This is a genomic window from Flavobacterium hercynium, from assembly GCF_002217285.1.
Classification (GTDB): Bacteria; Bacteroidota; Bacteroidia; order Flavobacteriales; family Flavobacteriaceae; genus Flavobacterium; species Flavobacterium hercynium.
In genome coordinates, this window is record NZ_MUGW01000050.1 from 38,181 (window position 1) to 59,065 (window position 20,885).

The 20,885-nt window shown below is 34.1% G+C and carries 11 protein-coding genes; 7 read left to right on the forward strand and 4 right to left on the reverse strand.

From position 1 onward, the window contains the following. Nucleotides 1-96: 96 nt before the first annotated feature. Together B0A66_RS19390 and B0A66_RS19395 are read right to left on the reverse strand one after the other, a co-directional pair. Nucleotides 97-798 (reverse strand): LytR/AlgR family response regulator transcription factor, encoded by a 702-nt coding sequence (locus tag B0A66_RS19390; protein WP_089051518.1) that lies wholly within the window; start codon nt 796-798, stop codon nt 97-99. After that, complete coding sequence (locus B0A66_RS19395) at nt 788-1,840, reverse strand: sensor histidine kinase (RefSeq protein ID WP_089051519.1); 1,053 nt, start codon at nt 1,838-1,840, stop codon at nt 788-790. Before B0A66_RS19395 ends, B0A66_RS19390 begins: the two co-directional genes overlap by 11 nt. Nucleotides 1,841-2,103: 263 nt before the next feature. Here B0A66_RS19395 and B0A66_RS19400 point away from each other — a divergent pair, with 263 nt between their 5' ends. From B0A66_RS19400 to B0A66_RS19430, 7 genes are all read left to right on the forward strand, one after another. Further along, complete coding sequence (locus B0A66_RS19400; RefSeq protein WP_089051520.1) at nt 2,104-5,121, forward strand: SusC/RagA family TonB-linked outer membrane protein; 3,018 nt, start codon at nt 2,104-2,106, stop codon at nt 5,119-5,121. A 10-nt stretch (nt 5,122-5,131) separates the two neighbouring features. Next, nucleotides 5,132-6,712, forward strand: coding sequence for a RagB/SusD family nutrient uptake outer membrane protein (locus B0A66_RS19405; RefSeq protein WP_089051521.1), 1,581 nt, complete (start codon nt 5,132-5,134; stop codon nt 6,710-6,712). A gap of 111 nt (nt 6,713-6,823) precedes the next feature. Beyond that, on the forward strand, nt 6,824-8,761 hold the full coding sequence (gene nagB / locus B0A66_RS19410) for a glucosamine-6-phosphate deaminase (protein ID WP_089051522.1): 1,938 nt from the start codon (nt 6,824-6,826) through the stop codon (nt 8,759-8,761). A gap of 158 nt (nt 8,762-8,919) precedes the next feature. Further along, nucleotides 8,920-10,986 carry a beta-N-acetylhexosaminidase gene (locus B0A66_RS19415; RefSeq protein WP_089051523.1) on the forward strand — a complete coding sequence of 689 codons (2,067 nt, stop codon included), beginning with the start codon at nt 8,920-8,922 and terminating at the stop codon, nt 10,984-10,986. A 535-nt stretch (nt 10,987-11,521) separates the two neighbouring features. After that, entirely contained in the window at nt 11,522-16,240 is a 4,719-nt protein-coding gene (gene chiA / locus B0A66_RS19420) for a T9SS-translocated chitinase ChiA (RefSeq protein ID WP_089051524.1), read from the forward strand. Between the two features lie 496 nt (nt 16,241-16,736). Continuing rightward, entirely contained in the window at nt 16,737-17,507 is a 771-nt protein-coding gene (locus B0A66_RS19425; RefSeq protein WP_089051525.1) for a TlpA family protein disulfide reductase, read from the forward strand. A 672-nt stretch (nt 17,508-18,179) separates the two neighbouring features. Further along, nucleotides 18,180-19,799 (forward strand): ABC-F family ATP-binding cassette domain-containing protein, encoded by a 1,620-nt coding sequence (locus B0A66_RS19430; RefSeq protein ID WP_089051526.1) that lies wholly within the window; start codon nt 18,180-18,182, stop codon nt 19,797-19,799. A gap of 63 nt (nt 19,800-19,862) precedes the next feature. On the opposite strand, the gene B0A66_RS22990 is transcribed toward B0A66_RS19430, so the two are convergent. Together B0A66_RS22990 and B0A66_RS19435 are read right to left on the reverse strand one after the other, a co-directional pair. Beyond that, entirely contained in the window at nt 19,863-20,033 is a 171-nt protein-coding gene (locus B0A66_RS22990; protein ID WP_165766660.1) for a hypothetical protein, read from the reverse strand. Nucleotides 20,034-20,296: 263 nt separating this feature from the next. Continuing rightward, nucleotides 20,297-20,692: a VOC family protein gene (locus B0A66_RS19435; RefSeq protein ID WP_089051527.1), complete on the reverse strand. Its 396-nt coding sequence runs from the start codon at nt 20,690-20,692 to the stop codon at nt 20,297-20,299. Between the last annotated feature and the right edge of the window lie 193 nt (nt 20,693-20,885).

Sequence of the window (20,885 nt, forward strand, 5' to 3'; positions counted from 1 at the left end):
ATGCCACAAATAATGTTAAAATTAAATAAACGACACGATTTTTTCAACAATGTGTTAATTTTAACCGAGTTAGAAAACGAAAAATAGAATTAAATTTTATTCAAGAATTTTATTTTTTACTTCTTTACTGTAATTTCTGCCTATTGGTATAGTGTAAGATTGTATTTGAATACGGTTTCCTTCTATAGATTTTACTTTATTAAGTGCAATCACGTATGATTTATGAATTCTAAGGAAGCGATCTGCCGGTAATTCGTCTGATAATGATGTTAAAGATTTGTGTGTAATGTAGGTTTTATCAGGTGTTACGACTTTTATGTATTCTTTCATTCCTTCTACAAAAAGAATTTCTTCAATATTAATCTTCATCATCTTTTTATCTACTTTGATAAAAATATGAGAATCACCTTTTGTGGTTTCTACTTTAATATTGTTTTTTAAATTATACTCTGTTGTAATTTTATTGATGCACTTTATAAATCGCGGAAGCGGAATTGGTTTGACCAAATAATCTAAAACATCAAGATCGTAGCTTTCTGCTGCAAACTCTCTAAAAGCTGTTGTAATAATAATTTTGGTTTTGTTTTCGACCAGGCTAATTAATTCAAATCCGGTCATCATAGGCATATTTATGTCTAGAAAGACAGCATCGACAGTTGTACTGTTTATGTAATCAAGCGCTTCTAAAGAATTATTGAATGTGGCAATAACTTCAAAGTCGGTAAAATTGGTAAAGTAATTTTGCAAAACTTTGATAGCCAAAGGCTCATCATCAATCAACACGCATCTAATTTTCATTATGAATAGGTATTTGCAAACGGATTATATAGTAATTTAGTTTCGTTTTGTATTTTAAGCTGAAATCGTTTTTGTAAATTAACTTCAATCTCTTTTTGGTGTTGACTAATCCAATACCACTTTTTGGATTTAGATTTTGTGAAAGTACAAAATTATTTAAGATTTCAAAATGTAACATTTTATTGTCGGTAACTTTACAGTTTATTTTGATTTTTAGATTACGATTGTTTATTCCGCCATGTTTGAAAGCGTTTTCAACTAATGAAATAAAAATGAGTGGCGGCACAACTATATCTTCAATATCAGATTCCAGATTTATGGTAACTTCTACATTTTCAAAACGTAATTTTTCGATTTCAATATAATTTTGAATGTAGTCGATTTCTTTTATGAGCGGAACAAATTTGGTTCCTTTTACATCGTACAGCACATACTCCATTAGATTCGATAATTTAATAATTACATCCGGAACCTTATTAGAGGATTCTAATGATAATGCATATAAGTTATTTAAGGTGTTGAAGAAAAAATGTGGCTGTATTTGATTCTCGAGATATTTCAGTTTTATTTTAAATTGATTTTCTCTTAAAGATCTGTTTCGTTCTCTTTCTCGCAACCATGTCAAAGTAAGGTATACGGAAGATGCCATTGCTAACACGTACAATTCTCCGATACAAACGGCTACAATATGATTTATCTCAAAAGAATGGTATTCACGATTAGCTTCCGGCCAGATGTTTTCGGATATGATATAATAGGTTAAGGCCGTTTTTAATAAATAAACGCCAAATAAGCTTAGAATTAATGCAAAGGTGTATTGAATGTATTTCTGCTTTAAGACCAATTTAGGTACCAAAACGAAAAGATTAAAATAAACCAAGGGAATGTGAAGTGAAAATTCTACTAAGTTCGATTTAAAGGAATAAGGGTAATCATTAAAATAAGCGCCCCATCTTAAAAAGTTTAGTGTAAAGTAACCGCCCCAAAACCAGATATGATTTTGAAGTTTGATGTCGAATTTTAGTTTTTTAATTTCGTTCAACTGTGAGTAAGGTTAAGGCCGGATTAGTTTTGAATTATTTTTTTGCAACTTTAAACAATTAGATGGTAAAACACAATTTTTTTGAATAAAGTTTTATAAAAATCTAAAAACAGTTTACTATATTTTTTTGAAAACGTTTTCGTGTAACGCATTATTGATTGTTTTATGTCGTTGGTTTAAATTTTAGAACCGTTTGTATAAATTATTTTTTTTAACAATACGTTAAGAATAAATTTACATCATAACTAACAAAATAAATAAACATGAAAAAAATTTTCTTAATCTTTATGATTGTTTTTACGACGCAAGTTTCTCTTGCTCAGTCTAAGAACATCAAAGGTCTGATTACAGATGCTGATGGGATGCCGTTACCAGGGGCATCTGTTGCTGTACAAGGAGGTCCAAAAGGTTCTACAACCGATTTTGACGGACTGTATGTAATTGAAGCACAAAAAGGACAAACATTAATTTTTACTTATGTAGGTCTTGAAACACAAAAAATAGTTGTTGGAGATGATGCTACAATTAATGTAAAAATGCAGCAAGCAGCATCGAATTCACTTAACGAAGTTGTTGTAACTTCATTAGGTATCAAGAAAACCAGAAAATCTTTGACTTATTCAGCGCAGGAGTTGAAAGGTGAAGAATTAACAAGAGTAAGAGATGCCAACGTTATTAATACAATTGCTGGTAAAATTGCCGGTGTTGCCGTAACTAAAAGTTCTGGTGGTACAGGTGGATCTACAAAAGTAGTAATTCGTGGAAACTCATCTGTTTCTAATAGCCAGCCATTATATGTTATTGATGGTATTCCGATGTTAAATTCAGGTGCAGGTCAGCCAAATGATGCATTTGGTAGTTTAGCAGGAGGTAACCGTGATGGAGGAGATGTTATTTCATTAGTAAATCCAGATGATTATGAAGGAATGACAGTTCTTAAAGGTGCTGCCGCTTCTGTATTATACGGTTCACAAGGAGCTAATGGTGTTATTTTGCTTTCATCTAAAAAAGCTAAAGCAGGAAAAGCTAATATTACAGCTTCTTCTGTTACTACTTTTGAACAAGCTGCTTACATGCCAAAATTTCAAACAGATTATATTGCTGCTCCGGGAGCAGATGAATCTTGGGGTGCAGCCGGAAAATCTAAAGATCATGTAAAAGACTTTTTTAACACAGGAACTACACAAATTACTTCTGTGGGGTACTCATTAGGTTCTGATAATTCTTCTACTGCATTTTCTTATGCAAATACTACAGCTTCAGGTATTATTCCTGGAAATGGTTTAAAGAAAAACAACTTTGGTATTCGTCAGACTGCTAAGTTTTTTGAAGATAAATTATCTTTTGCAGCTAACGCAAATTACACAAGCCAAAAAATTAATAACAAACCAGTAAATGGATTTTACTTTAATCCAATCACAGGAGTATATTTAATGCCAAGAGGAAATGACTTTAACGAGTACAAAAACAATTTCGAAACTTTTGACGAAACTAGAAATTTAATGGCGCAAAACTGGATGACAAATAGAGATATTATGCAAAATCCATATTGGGCAATTAACAGAAATAAATCTGAAGATAAAAATGATTTCTTCAATGGAGCTTTATCTCTTTCTTATAAAGCAACAAATTGGTTAACAATAGCTTCTCGTTACAGCTATAACAGAATAAGCAATTCGTTCGATAAGAAAATATATGCTACAACGCAAGGAACTCTTTCGCACATGAATGGTCGTTACATTAATGAAGAATCATTAAGTACACAGCGTTATGCAGATTTAATTGCTACAATTAATACTAAAATTGGAGAAAATTTTAATTTTAATGCTAACGTTGGAACAAGTATAACAAATACATTAACAAATCAAAAAACAATTTTAGATTCAGGAATTAGCTCTGGATTGAGATACGCAAACTGGTTTACATTGTCCAATTTCGTTAATAATTCAGGAAACTACCAGACAATTGACGCTAGAAGAGAAGTGCAATCTGTTTTTGCAACAACAACTTTTGGTTATAAAGATATGTTATTCTTAGATTTAGCAGGAAGAAATGACTGGTCTTCTACAGTAGCAGAATCATACTTTTATCCATCTGTTGGGGTAACTGCTTTGATTAGTGAAATGACGACTTTACCAGAATGGATTAATTTCGCAAAAGTTCGTGGTACTTATGCTCAAGTAGGAAATGATGTTTATCCTTTTGTTACTTCTCCAACATTTTATTTTACTCCTAATGTTACTGACCCTAAACCAAATGCTGGTCCTAAGGAAGGAACTGTTTTAAAACCTGAATTAAAATCAGAGTTTGAATTTGGTACAGAATGGAGAATGTTTAATAATAGATTAGGTTTCGAGATTTCATATTATAATTCAGAAACTAAAAATCAATATTTACAAGTTCTTGCACCAAAAGCAAATAAAGAGGGAGTTGTTTATTACGGTTTTAATGCAGGAAGTATTGCTAACGAAGGTTTTGAAGCAGTGTTGAATGCAGGTATTGTAAGAGCACAGAAGTTTTCTTGGGATGCATCGGTTAACTTTTCAAAAAATAAGAATACAGTAAAAGAGCTTCCTGATAATATTGGGAAAAGAGTTACTTTGACAGAATCTGGAGTAAATAGCTATAGATATTCTTTGATTGAAGGTAGACCTTATGGTGTGATTGAAGGTTATAATATCAAAAGAGATGCTCAGGGAAGAATGTTATTGAATGATGATGGAACAATTCAAAGAACAGATTTTGAAGAGATTGGTAATTCTAATCCTGACTTCATGCTTGGTTTCTCAAACTCATTTAAATTTGGAGCTTTCTTTGCTAATATCTTAATTGATGGTCGTTTTGGTGGTAATGTTATGAGTTTAACAGAAGCTCAAAATGATTCTTTCGGAGTTTCTAAAGCTTCAGGAGATGCAAGAAATGCTGGTGGTGTTGTTGTAAATGCAGTTAAACCTGATGGAACAGCAGTTGCTACGATGGATGCTCAATCATACTACACACAAGTAGGTGGAAGAGCAGGAATTACAGGAGAGTATGTTTATGACGCTACTAATGTTAGTCTTAGAGAGGTTACTATCGGATACAACTTCAATCCAAAAGCAGTACCATTTATTCAAACAGCAAGTATTTCATTAATTGCCAGAAACTTATTCTTTATTTATAAAGATGCTCCTTTCGATCCAAATATTGCATTAAGTACAGGTCAGGGCTTACAAGGGGTTGACATTTATGGTTTACCATCTACAAGAAGTATCGGTCTTAATTTAAATGTAACTTTCTAATTCTAAAAACATGAAACTAAATAAAATAACAAAAGCAACAATCTGTATGTTAGTACTCGCGACAGTGGGTTGTACAGGTGATTTTGAGGAAATTAATACTAATCCAAATGGATTTACACCAGTAGAATTAGAGCAGGATTTTAATCATGTGAAACTTGGATTTGCTCCGATGTTTAATAATATTCTTGTATTAAATCCGGATTGGGTTTATCAATTGCAACAAGGTTTAAATTCAGATATTTGGTCAGGATATATGGCTACACCTACAGGTTTTGAAGGTGGAATAAATAATTCAACCTATTTTTTAATGGATAACTGGAATGGATTTATCTGGGATTATGGTTATCAAAATGTAATGTTTAATGCTTATGATATTGCGAATAAAGCAAAGGGTAAATATGATCAGTTTTATTCGTTGTCTTTAATTCTAAAAGTTGAGGGCATGCATAGAATTACGGATACTTTTGGTCCTATCATTTATTCTCAGTTTGGTACATCAGATACTACAATTGGTTATGACTCACAAGAAGAAGTTTACAATCAGATGTTTAAAGAATTAGATGTTGCAGTAGCTGATTTAACAACGAGAGTAGACGCAAATGAAGAATCAACTTTTGCTTCAACAGATTTATCAGATTACAAAGGTGATTACAAAGCGTGGGTAAAATTCGCAAATACTTTGCGTTTAAGATTAGCAATGCGTATTGTAAAAGTGAATCCTGCATTAGCAAAAACAGAGGCTGAAAAAGCTGTAGCACACAAATTTGGAGTTTTTACAGCAAATGCAGATTTATTTAAAGTTATTTCTCCAGTTTACACTAATCCAATTGCAACTATTAGTGGTTCTTGGTTAGACATTCGTATGTCAGCTGATATGGAATCTATTATGGGTGGATATGCTGATCCAAGATTAGCAACTTATTTTGATACGTCAAAACAATTTCCTGATCAATATAAAGGAGTTCGTACGGGTATTGAAATTGCAGCTAAGTCTGATCACCAGGATTTTTCAGGTATTGGCGCAGTAGCTCGTTCAAGAGAGATTGTTTTATTTACAACTGCAGAGGCTTACTTTTTGAGAGCTGAAGGTGCATTGAGAGGTTGGAATATGGGTGGAACAGCCCAAGAGTTTTATGAAAAAGGTATTGCTGCTTCTTTTGAACAACGTGGTGCTTCTGGTGCTGCTAATTATATTGCAGACAACATTAAAACGCCTAAAGCTTATGTAGATCCTAGTTTTACAGTAAATAATTCACCGGCAGTAAATAATGTAACAATTGCTTGGGATGCTGCTGGTACAAATGAATTAAAACTGCAAAAAATTATTACTCAAAAATGGATTGCCGGTTTCCCTGAAGGTCAGGAAGCTTGGTCTGATTATAGAAGAACAGGTTATCCTAAACTTTTCCCGGTACTTAAAAACTACAGTGCAGGAACCATTACAACAGAGTTAGGAGTACGAAGAGTTAATTTCGTTCAATCTGAAAAAGCAACGAATGTTGGTGGAGTTGCTACAGGAGTTGCTAAACTAGGTGGGCCAGATAATGGCGGAACAAGAGTTTGGTGGGATACTACTGCGCCTAACTTCTAATCCAAAAACAAAAAGATAAAGAAATAAGTTTGGTTGTTAAATGGTATAAGTAACGTGAGTTGCTTATACCATTTTAAAAAATCATCTAGAAAAACGCCTAAAAAGAAAAAAATGAAAAGTGCTCTAGAAATAAAACCTGATATCAGCTATAAAAGTGCCGGAAAGTTTGAAGAAACCCGATATGAGAAAATCCATAACGAAATCTTCAAAAGTTCAGCAGAAGCTTCCGTAATTGTAGCGCAGGAAATCGCTCAATTAATTAGATCTAAACAAGAAAAAAATAAATCTTGTGTATTAGGTTTGGCAACAGGTTCTTCTCCTATAAAGGTATATGCTGAATTAGTGAGAATGCACAAAGAAGAAGGATTGAGTTTTAGCAATGTTATTACTTTTAATCTGGATGAATATTATCCGATGACAAAAGAAAATAATCAGAGCTATCATTATTTCATGCATCAGCATCTTTTTAATCATATTGATATAAAACCGGAAAACGTTAATATTCCGGATGGTACAATCGCTATTGATGAATTAAATCAATATTGTATTGATTATGAAATGAATATTAAAAACGCAGGAGGATTAGATTTTCAATTATTAGGAATTGGCCGTACAGGTCACGTAGGTTTTAATGAACCGGGATCGCACATCAATTCAGGAACCAGAATCATTACACTGGATCACATTACAAGAGTAGATGCATCATCAGATTTTAATGGTATAGACAATGTTCCTAAAAGAGCTATTACCATGGGAGTATCTACCATTATGCGATCTAAAAGAATCGTATTGATGGCTTGGGGACAAAACAAAGCAGAGATTATAAAAAGAACCGTTCAGGGCGATATTAGTTCTGAAGTTCCGGCTACATTTCTTCAAAATCACCCTAATGCTACTTTCGTATTAGACCAATCAGCGGCCTCAGAATTAACACGTTTTAAAACACCTTGGCTAGTTGGAGAATGTATTTGGACACAAGAATTAAAAAGTAAAGCTATTGTTTGGTTGTGCCAAAAAACAAAACAATCTATTTTAAAACTTACAGACCGTGATTACAATAACAACGGTATGTCTGATCTTTTGGCATTAGAAGGTTCTGCTTATGATTTGAATATAAACATGTTCAATGTATTACAGCATACCATTACAGGTTGGCCGGGTGGAAAACCAAATACAGACGATTCACATCGTCCTGAAAGAGCCAATCCTGCTAAAAAACGAGTGATTCTGTTTAGTCCACATCCTGATGATGATGTGATTTCTATGGGAGGAACTTTTTCAAAATTGATAAAACAAGGTCATGATGTACATGTTGTATATCAAACCTCTGGAAATATAGCCGTTACAGATGATGAAGCATTAAAATTTGCTGAAGTTTGTAGTGATTTTGTGAGTGATGAAGGTGTAAAAATTAATTTTAAATCGGTTATCGACTTCCTGAACAGCAAATCAGAAAATCAAATCGATTCTTTAGAAGTTCGAAAATTAAAAGGACTTATAAGAAGAAGAGAATCCTATGCTGCAACAAGATACATTGGATTGAAAGATGAAAATACACATTTCTTAGATCTTCCATTTTATGAAACAGGACAAGTAAAGAAAAATCCTTTGGGTCCTGAAGATATTGCTATTGTCAAAGATATTATTGAGCAAATAAAACCACATCAGGTTTTTGCTGCCGGTGATCTTGCTGATCCGCATGGTACTCATGAAGTTTGTCTGAATGCTATTTTTGCAGCAATGGGCGAATTAAAATCGAAATCGTACATGGATGATTGTTGGCTATGGCTGTACCGCGGAGCTTGGCACGAATGGGATATTCATGAAATAGACATGGCCGTTCCGCTTTCTCCATCAGAAGTATTATTAAAACGTCATGCGATTTTATATCACCAGTCTCAAAAAGACAGAGTGATGTTTCAGGGAAATGATTCAAGAGAATTCTGGGTAAGAGCAGAAGACCGTAATAAAAATACAGCCATCTTATATGATGATTTAGGTTTGGCTGAATATGAAGCAATTGAAGCCTTTAAACGCTTTGATTATTAGCAGTTGTTTTTTTAAAAGATTCGGGTGAGAGCGAATCAACCTTACAAAATTCAGAATGATCTCTTACTGAGTAGCGAGGTTCAATACGAGCTTTCTGAATTTTGTTCTTATGTATTTATTAATGTTATCTCCAGATAACATCTTTCAAAAAAAATTAAATGAAATATATATTAGTTTTATTATTTACAGGTCTAATTGCTAGTGCTCAATCTCCTAAAGAGCAGCTAAATCTTATGCCCTGGCCTCAAAGTGTTGCTGTAAACGAAGGAAATTTTACTTTAAGCAAAAATTTTGAAGTAAATATCACCGGAAATCCAAACCCAAGAATTTTTGGCGGGGTTACTCGTTTCTTACGCCGCTTAGATGGTAGAACCGGTATTTTTTTCAAACAGGGATTTATTGCAAAATTGAATGAAGTTCCAAATGCTGAATTACAAATAAATTGTACCAAAAGCGGTAAAATTGGACTTTACGAAGACGAAAGTTATCATCTGGAAATAACAAAAAACAAAATTACATTAAACGCAACCAGCGATTTAGGTGCACTACACGGACTTGAAACGCTTTTGCAAATGTTACAAAATAACAGTACATCATTTTATTTCCCGGCTTCAAAAATAGCTGATTTTCCAAGATTTACCTGGAGAGGTTTAATGATTGACGCTGCAAGACATTTTCAGCCAATTGATGTTATCAAAAGAAATCTTGACGGATTGGCAGCGATGAAGATGAATGTTTTTCACTGGCATCTTGTTGATGATCAGGGATGGAGAATCGAAATGAAAAAACATCCGAAACTGATCGAATTAGCATCAGACGGAATGTATTATACACAAGAGGAAATAAAAAATATCGTAAAATATGCTGATGAGCGCGGTATTTTGATTGTTCCGGAAATAGATGTTCCAGGTCATGGATCAGCAATACTTACGGCATATCCTGAAATAGGAAGTAAGGTGATTACACTGACAGGAGGAACTTCGGAAAAAAATATTCAGGGAACCGCAATTGCGACCTATGGAATTGAAAGAAATGCAGGTATTTTTTCACCCACATTAGATCCTTCAAATCCTAAAACGTATCAATTATTAAGTGAATTATTTGATGAGGTGTGCCCATTATTTCCCGGGTCTTATTTTCATATCGGGGGAGATGAAAACGAAGGGAAAGATTGGGACGCAAATCCTAAAATTCAGGAATTTAAAAAGAAAAACAAGTTAGCAACCAATCATGAATTGCAAACTTACTTTACCATGCAGTTAATCCCGATGCTTAAGAAACACGGAAAGCAATTGATGGGATGGGAAGAAATTATGACCAAAAATATGTCTAAAGATGCCATCATTCATTCCTGGAGAGGGCCAAATGAAGGTGTTGTAGCAGGACAATCGTTGATAGATGCAGTAAAAAAAGGATATAAAACAGTATTGTCAAATGGATACTATATTGATTTGATGTATCCTATTGAAAGTCATTACCTAAATGACCCAATGCCAAAAGGAGCTAATTTATCAGCAGAAGAAAAAGCCAGAATACTAGGTGGGGAAGCACCAATGTGGACAGAACTTGCATCGCCGTTAACAATAGATTCAAGAATTTGGCCAAGAACAGCAGCCATTGCAGAGCGACTTTGGTCGGCAGAAAATATTACTGATGTTGCCAATATGCGCAAGCGTCTTGAAGTAGTTTCTTTTAGATTAGAAGAATTGGGATTAACACATATAAGTTATAAAGCTGTTATTCTTAGAAATGTAGCCAATAATCAAAATACAGCAGCATTGGAAGAATTTTCGAATGTGTGCGAACCATTAAAAGGATACACAAGAAACATTGGAGGAACAGAATATCAGATGTATTCTCCTTTGACACTTTTTGCTGATGCCTGTACGCCGGATGCAAAAGATTCTTTATTGTTTGATGAAGCAGTAAAACAATATTTAGCAAACAAATCAATTGAGAATAAGGCAAATGTAAGCCAGTTTTTAAACAAGTGGATTACTTTAAACAAGGATTTGATTGCATTAAGTACTAAGGCACCATTAGTACAATCTCTTTTGCCGTTAGCGAAAAAACTAAGTAATGCATCAGAACAAATATTGAATGTATTAGATAATAAATCGAATATAAAAACAAGTGAGTTAAAAGAGCTCGTAGAACAATGCAACACCAAAGTCCACGCTGATGTTGAATTGTCCGTATACGAAAGCTTAAAGAAATTAATATAAAGAATTTGGTTTGAATTAGTATTTATTGATTTTTAGTTACCATGATTATTGCAGAATTTGATTGTCTCTGCCAAATAAAGTTGGCAGAGATAATTATCATTTTTGAATAAAAACGGAGCTAAAAAATAAGAATATCAGATCAAAAAGAGAGAAGAAATAACAAAAAAAAATAACCAACAAATACCACATAAAATATTTAACAACACTTAAAACCAAATTAAGAGAATATCCAAAAACATGACAAAAAAGAAGTATTAAGATTGATGAATCAATTTCCCCAAATTTATCATTTTGTATTTAGAATTAATTTTTTAAAAAAGAATTACATATAAATATTATGCAGTACTATTTACTAATCCTTATGGTAGGAAATCGGTAGTAATATTTGTAGAAGTAATATGAATTGATTTCTATGAGTTGCAAATTTTTTGTTTGCCATTTATAGAAAAGCTGTTGTCGTAATTATCTACTGCTTTGCAGTAAGTATGCGCGATAATTGAAACATTCACTTTCTATTAACCAATAATTATTAATTATGAAACATTATTACAGATTACTCTTTTTGTTATTGTTTCCCTTACTTGCGTTAGCTCAACCGGCTCACGGAAAAAAAGTAGTAGGGTATTATGCGCAATGGTCTATTTATGCCCGGGATTATAATGTTCCGAAAATTGATGGAAATAAATTGACGCATTTGAATTATTCTTTTTATGGGACAACTTTTGATCCTGCCCATCCGGAGAATACAAAATTATTATGTTTGGATACCTATGCTGATTTTGAGCATATGGAAGGCGGAATTCCTTGGGATGCTCCGGTAAAAGGAAACTTTTATGACTTAATGAAGTTAAAAGAAAAGTATCCACATTTAAAAATTCTTATTTCAGTAGGAGGATGGACAAAAGGTCAGGATCTTTCTCCAATTGCAGCAAGTCCTGTTGCAAGAGCTGCTTTAGCTGCTGATATGGTAAACTTCATTACCAAATATCCTTTTATCGATGGATTTGATATCGATTGGGAATATCCGCTATCAGGAGGAACAGACGGTACTGAAATCGTAAACGGATCTCCGGTTCCTCCACAAAAATACAGTCCGGATGACAATAAAAACCTAGTTTATTTATTAAAAGCGATGCGTCAGGCAATGCCGAACAAATTGGTTACTATTGCAGCGGGAAATAACGTTAGAAAAGTTAAAGACCAATATCTGGGACCAAATAACAGATCGCAATACGGAATGTCAGAGGATATTTCGACTTATTGCGATTACATTACCTATTTTGGGTATGATCTTGGAGGAAACTGGTACGATAAAACATGCTACAACGCGCCACTTTATGCAAGCGGAAATACCAATGACCCGCTTTACGGAGCAACACAATCAGAATCACTGGACGAATTGACGAGTCAGTTTTTGAATGTAGTTGGAATTCCTGCAAACAAACTAATAATGGGATTACCTTTCTACGGAAAGAAATTCGATAATGTCGCCAACAACGGCACAAACCCTAATTTTCCAGGATTATTTGTAGCAGCACCAAGATATGTAGTTCCGGGTTGTACCAATCCACAAAATCCAATCGGAACGTGGGACGGTTCAGGCGCTTGCGAACGTTCCGGAAGTATCGAAATTTGCGATTTAGTAGGGAATCCGGTAACAAATTCTCATGCTTATCTAGATCCCAATACCATGTTGGTAACTTCAACAGCTGCATCTGCAGGATGGGCAAGATATTTTGATAACACCACAAAAGTTCCTTATTTGTACAATTCAACCTTAAAGCAGTTTATCAGCTATGAAGATAAACAATCCATAGATTTAAAAGTACAATACATCAAATCCAAAAATCTTGGTGGAGGTATGATCTGGGAACTTTCTCAGGATACAAGAGGTTCAGTTGCAAATGCATTACTAAATCAAGTAGATACATCTTTTGGAAGCATTGCTCCGGGAACAGTAAGTATTGCAGGATCAGTAAAAAACGGAACCACTTTAGTTACAGACGTAACAGTAGAATTGCGTAATGCAGCCAATGTAGTATTGCAAACAGTAGTTTCTACATCCGGAAATTATACATTCAACAATTTAACAGCTGGACAAAATTATAAGTTAACCGCATTAAAAGCGACCTATACATTTACTCCAGTAAATTTAACCAATGTTACAACCAATCAAACAGGTGTTGTAATTTTAGGAACTCAGCCAACATACACTGTTAGCGGAACAGTTCTAAACGGATCAACAGCAGTTTCCGGCGTTACAGTTTCCGCAACATCAGGGGCAACAGTTCTAACAGCCGTTTCTAATGCTAGTGGAGCTTACAGTGTAGCAGGTCTGACAGCAGGTATTAATTTTACAGTTACAGCTGCAAAAACAGGATTCTCTTACACGCCGGCTTCGACAGTGTACAATGCAATCGATGCGAACAAAACATTGAATTTCACACAAGGTGCTCCAGTAGTTAATTATACCATTAGCGGAACAGTTTTGAACAATGCAACTGCAGTTTCAGGTGTTGTGGTAACAGCTTCTTCAACAGGAGGTAATTTTACAGGAACAACAAACGCTAGCGGAGCATATACAATCAGTGTACCTTCTGGCGGAAACTATACCGTAACGGCTGCTTTGACAGGACAGACGTTTACACCAGCTTCAACTGTCTATACCAATTTAGTTGCCAATAAAACATTAAACTTTACTCAGGATACTGTTGTAATTGGAACTTATAAAATTAGCGGAACCGTTAAAAACGGATCTAATCCTGTAGCTGGAGCTAAAGTAGAACTGGTTTTACCTTGGACAGATAACACACACAATTGGAAAAGTGTTTTGGCAACAACAGACGCACAAGGAAAATACAGTTTCGATAACTCCGTTGTAGCAGGTTACAATCAGGTTTTAAGTTTAAAATTGAATTCATGGGAAAATGGGGAAGTAGCTTATTACCCAAATAATCTGGCCAACTTTGCAGTTCCTGCAAACCCAACGGTTTATAATTTTAATACAACATCTACAGCAAGACTTGCAGCAAGCACAAATCTAATCAGCGGAACCGTTAAAAACGGATCGAATCCTGTATCTGGAGCAAAAGTAGAATTGGTTTTACCTTGGACAGATAATACACACAACTGGAAAAGCGTTCTTGCAACAACAGATGCACAAGGAAATTACAGTTTCGATAATTCAGTAGTGACTGGTTATACACAAGTTTTAAGTTTGAAATTGAATTCATGGCAAAATGGCGAAACAGCTTATTATCCAAATAACCTGGCCAACTTTGCAGTACCAACATCACCGCAGGTTTATAACTTCAATACAAACACCGTTTCACCGCCTCAGGTTACTATTACAAGTCCATCATTGGCAACTGTAGCCATTGCTCCGGGAACAGCCATTCAGCTTAAAGCAACGGCAAGTGCAGACGCTAGCTTAACGATTTCATCAGTTGTATTCAACATCAACGGACAAAATATCACAGCAGCACTTTCAGGATCAGAATATGTAGCAAACTGGACTCCGGTTGTAGCAGATTTCAACAAAAATTACACGTTGAAAGCAACTGTAACAGCTTCAAACGGTATAACTGCCGAAAATACAAAAGCGTTCTATTTACAATGTTCAGGAGCAACATGCCCTAATTCATTGCCGGTAATTGCATGGGTTACACCAGCAACAACGTCAATTAATCAGCCAGCAGGATTTCAGGCTGTTCCCGTTAGTGTAAACGTTACAGATTCAGACGGTACTATTTCAACCGTTTCAATCAGCATCGACGGAACTTCTTTTACTATGACAAAAGGAACCGGAAGCGCTTACAATTATACTTTTACTCCAAATGCCTATAAAGGGTATGCAATTGTAGTAACGGCGACAGATAACGCAGGTGGAGTAAAAACTTTCAACCAATCGTTAACTATCACGAATTCGACATCAACATTTAATCCGTTGCCAGCCAAAGTAATTGTAGGTTACGCACACGGATGGGACAATGCCAGCGCACCATTTTTATACTTTAATCAATTAGGAGATAAAAAATTCAATGTAGTTGTATATTCTTTCATCGAAACTCAAAACAGAGACGGTTACACACCAATTTTGGTAGTAAACGAGCCAAGATATATGACAAACGGAGTCTTTAATCCTCAATTACTTAAAAATGATATTAAGTTTTTAAGAGACAAAGGTATTCCTGTAATCGTATCTATTGGAGGACAAAATGGTCACGTAGAACTACAAACTGTAGCACAAAAGAACATTTTTGTAAACGGATTAAAAGCCATTGTAGATCAGTATAGTTTTGATGGAGTAGATATTGATTTCGAAGGAGGATCAATGAATTTTGGTGCAGGAGCCTTAAAAGATTTCTCTTATTCAGCAATTTCAGCCTATCCAAAACTAAAAAATATTGTAGATGCCTTCAAAGAACTAAAAGCAAGCTACGGAAGCGGATTCATCCTTACTTCAGCACCAGAAACATTCTATGTTCAAGTAGGATATTCAGTATACTCAGACGGAGCAGGTTCGTTCCTTCCTGTAATTCACAATTTACGTAATGAGTTAGACCTTCTAATGGTACAATTGTACAACACAGGATCCGTTCTTGGATTAGATAATGCAGCTTATTCTCAGGCAACACCAGACTTTTTAGTTTCCATGTCAGACATATTAATGAAAGGATTTAACGTTGCTTCAACAGGATTTTATTTCCCGCCATTGCCACAATCAAAAATTGTGATCGCTATTCCGGCTTGTGCAGGAGCAGCTCCGGCAGGAGGATATTTAACTCCCGAAAAAGGAATTCAGGCATTCAACTATTTAAGATTCGGAACCACTTTCTCAGGAAGAGCGTACACTTTAAAAGGCGGACCTTATCCAAACATGAGAGGAGTTATGACATGGTCAATCAACTGGGATGCAGCATGCGGAACAGGTTACCAATTCTCGAATGCTTATGCAGCTTATTTTGCTTCACAATCAGCAAAAATGCTCGCACTTGATAAGATCGAAGCAAAGGGAACTACTTTAGTTTACTTTGACAACAATACTTTAAAAGTAACAAGTGATACTGATGAAGTTGCTCAGGTAGATGTTTTCAACACCATTGGGCAATCATTAGTAAACCACAGAAACATTCAAAACAATAAAGAAATCCAGCTTCAAAACCAAAACTTCTCAACAAAACAATTGTTTGTTGTCATAGTTACAGACAAAGCCGGAAACAGAAAATCATACAAAGTAACCAACTTCTTTTAATGGAGTTATGATGAATAAAGAAAACTGAAATAAAAAAATGAGACGGTTAAAATTGAGTTTGGTTATTTAATTTTTTAATCTGATTTTTATTTCTAAAATGCGCCAAATTCAGCTGATTTGTTATTTGGTTTTCAGTTGAAGGAAGCGCATTATAAGCCTGGCAATTTTTATTGCCAGGTTTTTTGTTTTTATAAAATGATGTATTGTTTTTAGGAGCTATTTCCTGCTATCCGCTTGTATCTTTTCCTTGCTAAAGAAGCAAGAAAAAGGATACCACTTCTATCAGGGCTAGGGAACTTGTTTTCATAAAGAAATTAATAAGTTTCATTTAATTCGATATAAGAAGCATTCAGTAAGCCAGTAGAAAAAATCCGTACAAATCCGTGTTTTAGCAAAGCGAATCAGCCCCATCAGCGTACCCTTTCCCTACAATTATACCCTAATTTTTAAACTATTTTAAGTACTTTTGAATTTCAGCAATCGTATTAAAAATATCATGCAAAAATCAATTATAATAATAGCATTTATAATCTTCACCTCAGGTTTCGCACAATCCAACAAAGAAACCCTGGAAGTTAATCCCAATCAAATTCAAAAATCATATACCGATTGGTCTGCATATCAAAGCAAAAACATAATGCTTTCAGTAGATTTTACAGCATTAGATGTTAACTCAAAAGAAATTACCAAAGAATCATTTCTGGATCAGTTAGCAAACGGAAACTTCATTCCAATTCGATTAAAATCTGCTCCAGCAATTTACACATATAAGTTATTCAAAATTCTGCCCAAATCAGACACCAGTATAAAAGCAAGCATGAATCAGATTGCTTTCGACGCTTATAAAAACTATAAGATGGAAGGAAGTTTATTTCCAAAATTCTCATTTAAAGATTTAAACGATAATCTGATTTCTAACGAAACCATGAAAGGAAAAATCATCGTTATAAAATGCTGGTACATTCACTGCGCACCTTGCATAAGAGAATTTCCTCAGGTAAACAAGCTGGCAGAAGAATACAAAGACCGAAAAGACATTGTTTTTATAAGCCTTGCCGAAGATGCTCCGGATAAATTAAAAATATTCTTAGCAAAGAAACCTTTAAAATACGCCGTAGTTCCAAACATGAAAGAATATATGAATCAAGCCTTAGAACTTAATTCATTCCCAACACATTTTATTCTTAATAAAGAAGGCAAAATCGCAAAAGTACTATCTAATTTCGAAAGTTTAGAAGTCGCCTTAGCAAAAGAAAGCAGGTTGTAAGTGGTAAGATGTAATAAGTTAATATGTAAAAAGGTAAAAGTAAGAAGTTAAATATTACTGAAGAGAATAAGACATTATACCTCTTACATTGAAAAAAAAATCCACACATTACTAATTTTCTTTGCGTCTCTGTGTCTTTGCGTGAAAGCATTCTTAATAAAGAAGGCAAAATTGCAAAAGTATGATTCAATTTCGAAAGTTTAGAAGTCGCTTTAGCGAAAGAAAGCAGGTTGTAAGTGGTAAGATGTAATAAGTTAAGATGTAATAAGTTAAGATGTAAAAAGGTCAAAGTCAGAAGTTAAATATTACTGAAGAGAATAAGACATTATACCTCTTGCATTGAAAAAAAATCCACACATTACTAATTTTCTTTGCGTCTTTGCGTCTTTGCGTGAAAACATTCTTAATAAAGAAGGCAAAATCGCAAAAGTACTATCTAATTTCGAAAGTTTAGAAGTCGCCTTAGCAAAAGAAAGCAGGTTGTAAGTGGTAAGATGTAAAAAGTAAGATGTAAAAAGTGAATTGTAAAAGGTGAGATGTAAATTAATTTTCTTTGCGCCTCCGCGTCTTTGCGTGAAAAATCTTGCTGGTACAAAAACTTAGCGACTTTACACCTTTGCAACTCTGAACCTTTTTCCGTACTTTTGCACAAAATTAATTAAAAAGACATTCATGTTAACAGTCAATAATTTATCAGTTCAATTTGGCAAACGTATTTTGTTCGACGAAGTAAATACAACTTTCACACACGGAAATATTTACGGAGTTATTGGAGCCAATGGTGCTGGAAAATCAACTTTTCTAAAAATCATTTCAGGAGACATCGATCCAACTTCTGGTCACATTCATTTAGAACCGGGAAAACGTATGTCGGTTTTAAACCAAAATCACAACATGTTCGATGAGCATACTGTTTTGGAAACCGTTTTGATGGGAAATAAAGTTTTGTACGCTGTTAAAAAAGAAATGGATGAACTTTATTTAGACTATAACGATAAAAACGCAGACAGAATTGGAGAACTTCAGGTTCAGTTCGAAGAAATGAACGGATGGAATGCAGATTCAGACGCCGCTTCGATGTTGTCTAACTTAGGAATTACAGAAGAACATCATTATACATTAATGGGCGATTTAGAGGGAAAAATCAAAGTTCGTGTGCTTTTGGCGCAGGCTTTATTTGGAAATCCTGATTTGCTTATTATGGATGAGCCTACCAACGACCTGGATTTTGAAACCATCGCTTGGTTAGAGAACTTCTTAGCCAATTATGAAAACACTGTAATTGTAGTATCACACGACCGTCACTTTTTAGATTCGGTTTGTACACATATTTCAGATATCGATTTTGGAAAAATAAACCATTATTCAGGAAACTATACGTTCTGGTACGAGTCTAGCCAATTAGCGGCAAAACAACGTGCACAACAGAATAAAAAAGCAGAAGAAAAGAAACAGGAATTAGAAGAATTTATTCGTCGTTTTAGCGCCAACGTTGCAAAATCAAAACAAGCAACGTCTCGTAAAAAAATGATCTCTAAATTGAATATTTCAGATATCAAACCTTCAAGCCGTCGTTATCCTGCCATTATTTTCGATCAGGATCGTGAAGCAGGAGATCAAATTTTGAATGTAGAAAATTTAGAAGCTTCTGTAGATGGAGATCTATTATTTAAAGGTGTAAACCTGAATATGGCAAAAGGTGATAAAATCGTTCTTTTCTCAAAAGATTCACGTGCTACAACAGCTTTCTACGAAATCTTAAACAGTCAGCAAACTGCAGATGCAGGAACTTTCGACTGGGGAATTACAACGAATCAGGCATATTTACCAGCAGAAAACCATTCTTTCTTTGAAAACGATTTAACATTAGTAGATTGGTTACGTCAATACGCTAAAACAGAAGAAGAGCGTGATGAGGTATTTATTAGAGGATTCTTAGGGAAAATGATTTTCTCAGGAGAAGAAGCACTAAAAACAAGCCGTGTATTATCAGGAGGAGAAAAAGTACGTTGTATGTTATCAAGAATGATGATGGAGCGTGCAAATATCCTAATGCTGGACGAACCAACGAATCACTTAGATTTGGAGTCGATTACAGCATTCAACAACTCATTAAAAAACTTCAAAGGTTCCGTAATTTTTACAACACATGACCACGAGTTTGCACAAACAGTTGGTAACAGAGTAGTAGAGCTTACACCAAACGGAGCAATCGACCGTTACATGACGTTTGATGAATATCTTGATGATGAAAAAATTCAGGAATTAAGAACAAAAATGTATGCTAAATAGTATATTTTTTAGATAAAAAAGAATCCCGATAGCTTCAAATGTTATCGGGATTTTTTATGTCTTTTATTTTCTGAAAAATTTAGCGAAGATCCAGATAATGATTGCGATTACAAAAACCACTAAAAAAATTCCAACACCCATTCCGGCTTGAAAAATATCTCCTACTAACTCGCAGCTTGTAAATGAAAATAGTATAACGAATACCATTAACAAACGTGTAATGTTCTTTTGCATGATTTTGCTGTTTTAATTGTTTTAAAAAGAATTTTGTATTCTAATTATCTTAGTATAAAATTACTTTAAACAGCAAAAAAGAGTTTTATATAATTTGGTCGAAAAGTTCTATGATTTAGATTATTTGCAGTTTATATGTTTTTTGTGAAGGTCTTTAATAAAAGTATTACGATCAAAGCGCTTTACAAATTCTGATTTCTCGCCTTTCTTTAATTCTTTAATCAGTTTTTCTTTTTTGTTTTCAATTTGCTTATTTGTCATTTTTATAACATTTCAATTAACTGAATTTTATTACCACAAGTATCGTCTAGGATAGCAATTTTTACATTCCCCATTGCAGTGGGTTGCATACTGAATGAAACACCAAGAGCCATTAAACGATCGTATTCTCCCTGAAGATCTTCTACATTAAATTGCGTGTATGGAATTCCAGCATCAAAAAGTGCACTTTGATAAATTTTAGAAGGCTCAAAATGATTAGGTGATGGTTCTAATAAAATTTCAACGCCATTAAGTTCATCTTTAGAAACTACTGTTAACCATCTATTATTTTCACCTAAAGGCACATCATGCTTTTTTATAAAACCCAATTTCTCCGTATAAAACTGTAATGCCTTTTCTTGATCAAGAACTGGAATTGATGTGATTTTTGCTTTCATTACTTTTAATTTTTTGTCTTTGACTTATCCTTTGTCGAAAAGAAATGATAATGTTAATTAGTCATAATTATTTGAAAATTATTTTTCTAAAAAAAAAACACAAATTAGTAAGTTTATTGAATTACGATGTTTGAAATAATAAATTGATTTTATATTTTAAAAATAAAAACATTTAATAAAATAATTGTAATAT

Bases quoted from the DNA above. Each gene is read 5' to 3' on its own strand.
- B0A66_RS19390 (WP_089051518.1), bottom strand. From the start codon at position 798: ATGAAAATTAGATGCGTGTTGATTGATGATGAGCCTTTGGCTATCAAA.
- B0A66_RS19400 (WP_089051520.1), top strand. From the start codon at position 2,104: ATGAAAAAAATTTTCTTAATCTTTATGATTGTTTTTACGACGCAAGTT.
- B0A66_RS19405 (WP_089051521.1), top strand. From the start codon at position 5,132: ATGAAACTAAATAAAATAACAAAAGCAACAATCTGTATGTTAGTACTC.
- nagB (WP_089051522.1), top strand. From the start codon at position 6,824: ATGAAAAGTGCTCTAGAAATAAAACCTGATATCAGCTATAAAAGTGCC.
- B0A66_RS19415 (WP_089051523.1), top strand. From the start codon at position 8,920: ATGAAATATATATTAGTTTTATTATTTACAGGTCTAATTGCTAGTGCT.
- chiA (WP_089051524.1), top strand. From the start codon at position 11,522: ATGAAACATTATTACAGATTACTCTTTTTGTTATTGTTTCCCTTACTT.
- B0A66_RS19425 (WP_089051525.1), top strand. From the start codon at position 16,737: ATGCAAAAATCAATTATAATAATAGCATTTATAATCTTCACCTCAGGT.
- B0A66_RS19430 (WP_089051526.1), top strand. From the start codon at position 18,180: ATGTTAACAGTCAATAATTTATCAGTTCAATTTGGCAAACGTATTTTG.
- B0A66_RS22990 (WP_165766660.1), bottom strand. From the start codon at position 20,033: ATGCAAAAGAACATTACACGTTTGTTAATGGTATTCGTTATACTATTT.
- B0A66_RS19435 (WP_089051527.1), bottom strand. From the start codon at position 20,692: ATGAAAGCAAAAATCACATCAATTCCAGTTCTTGATCAAGAAAAGGCA.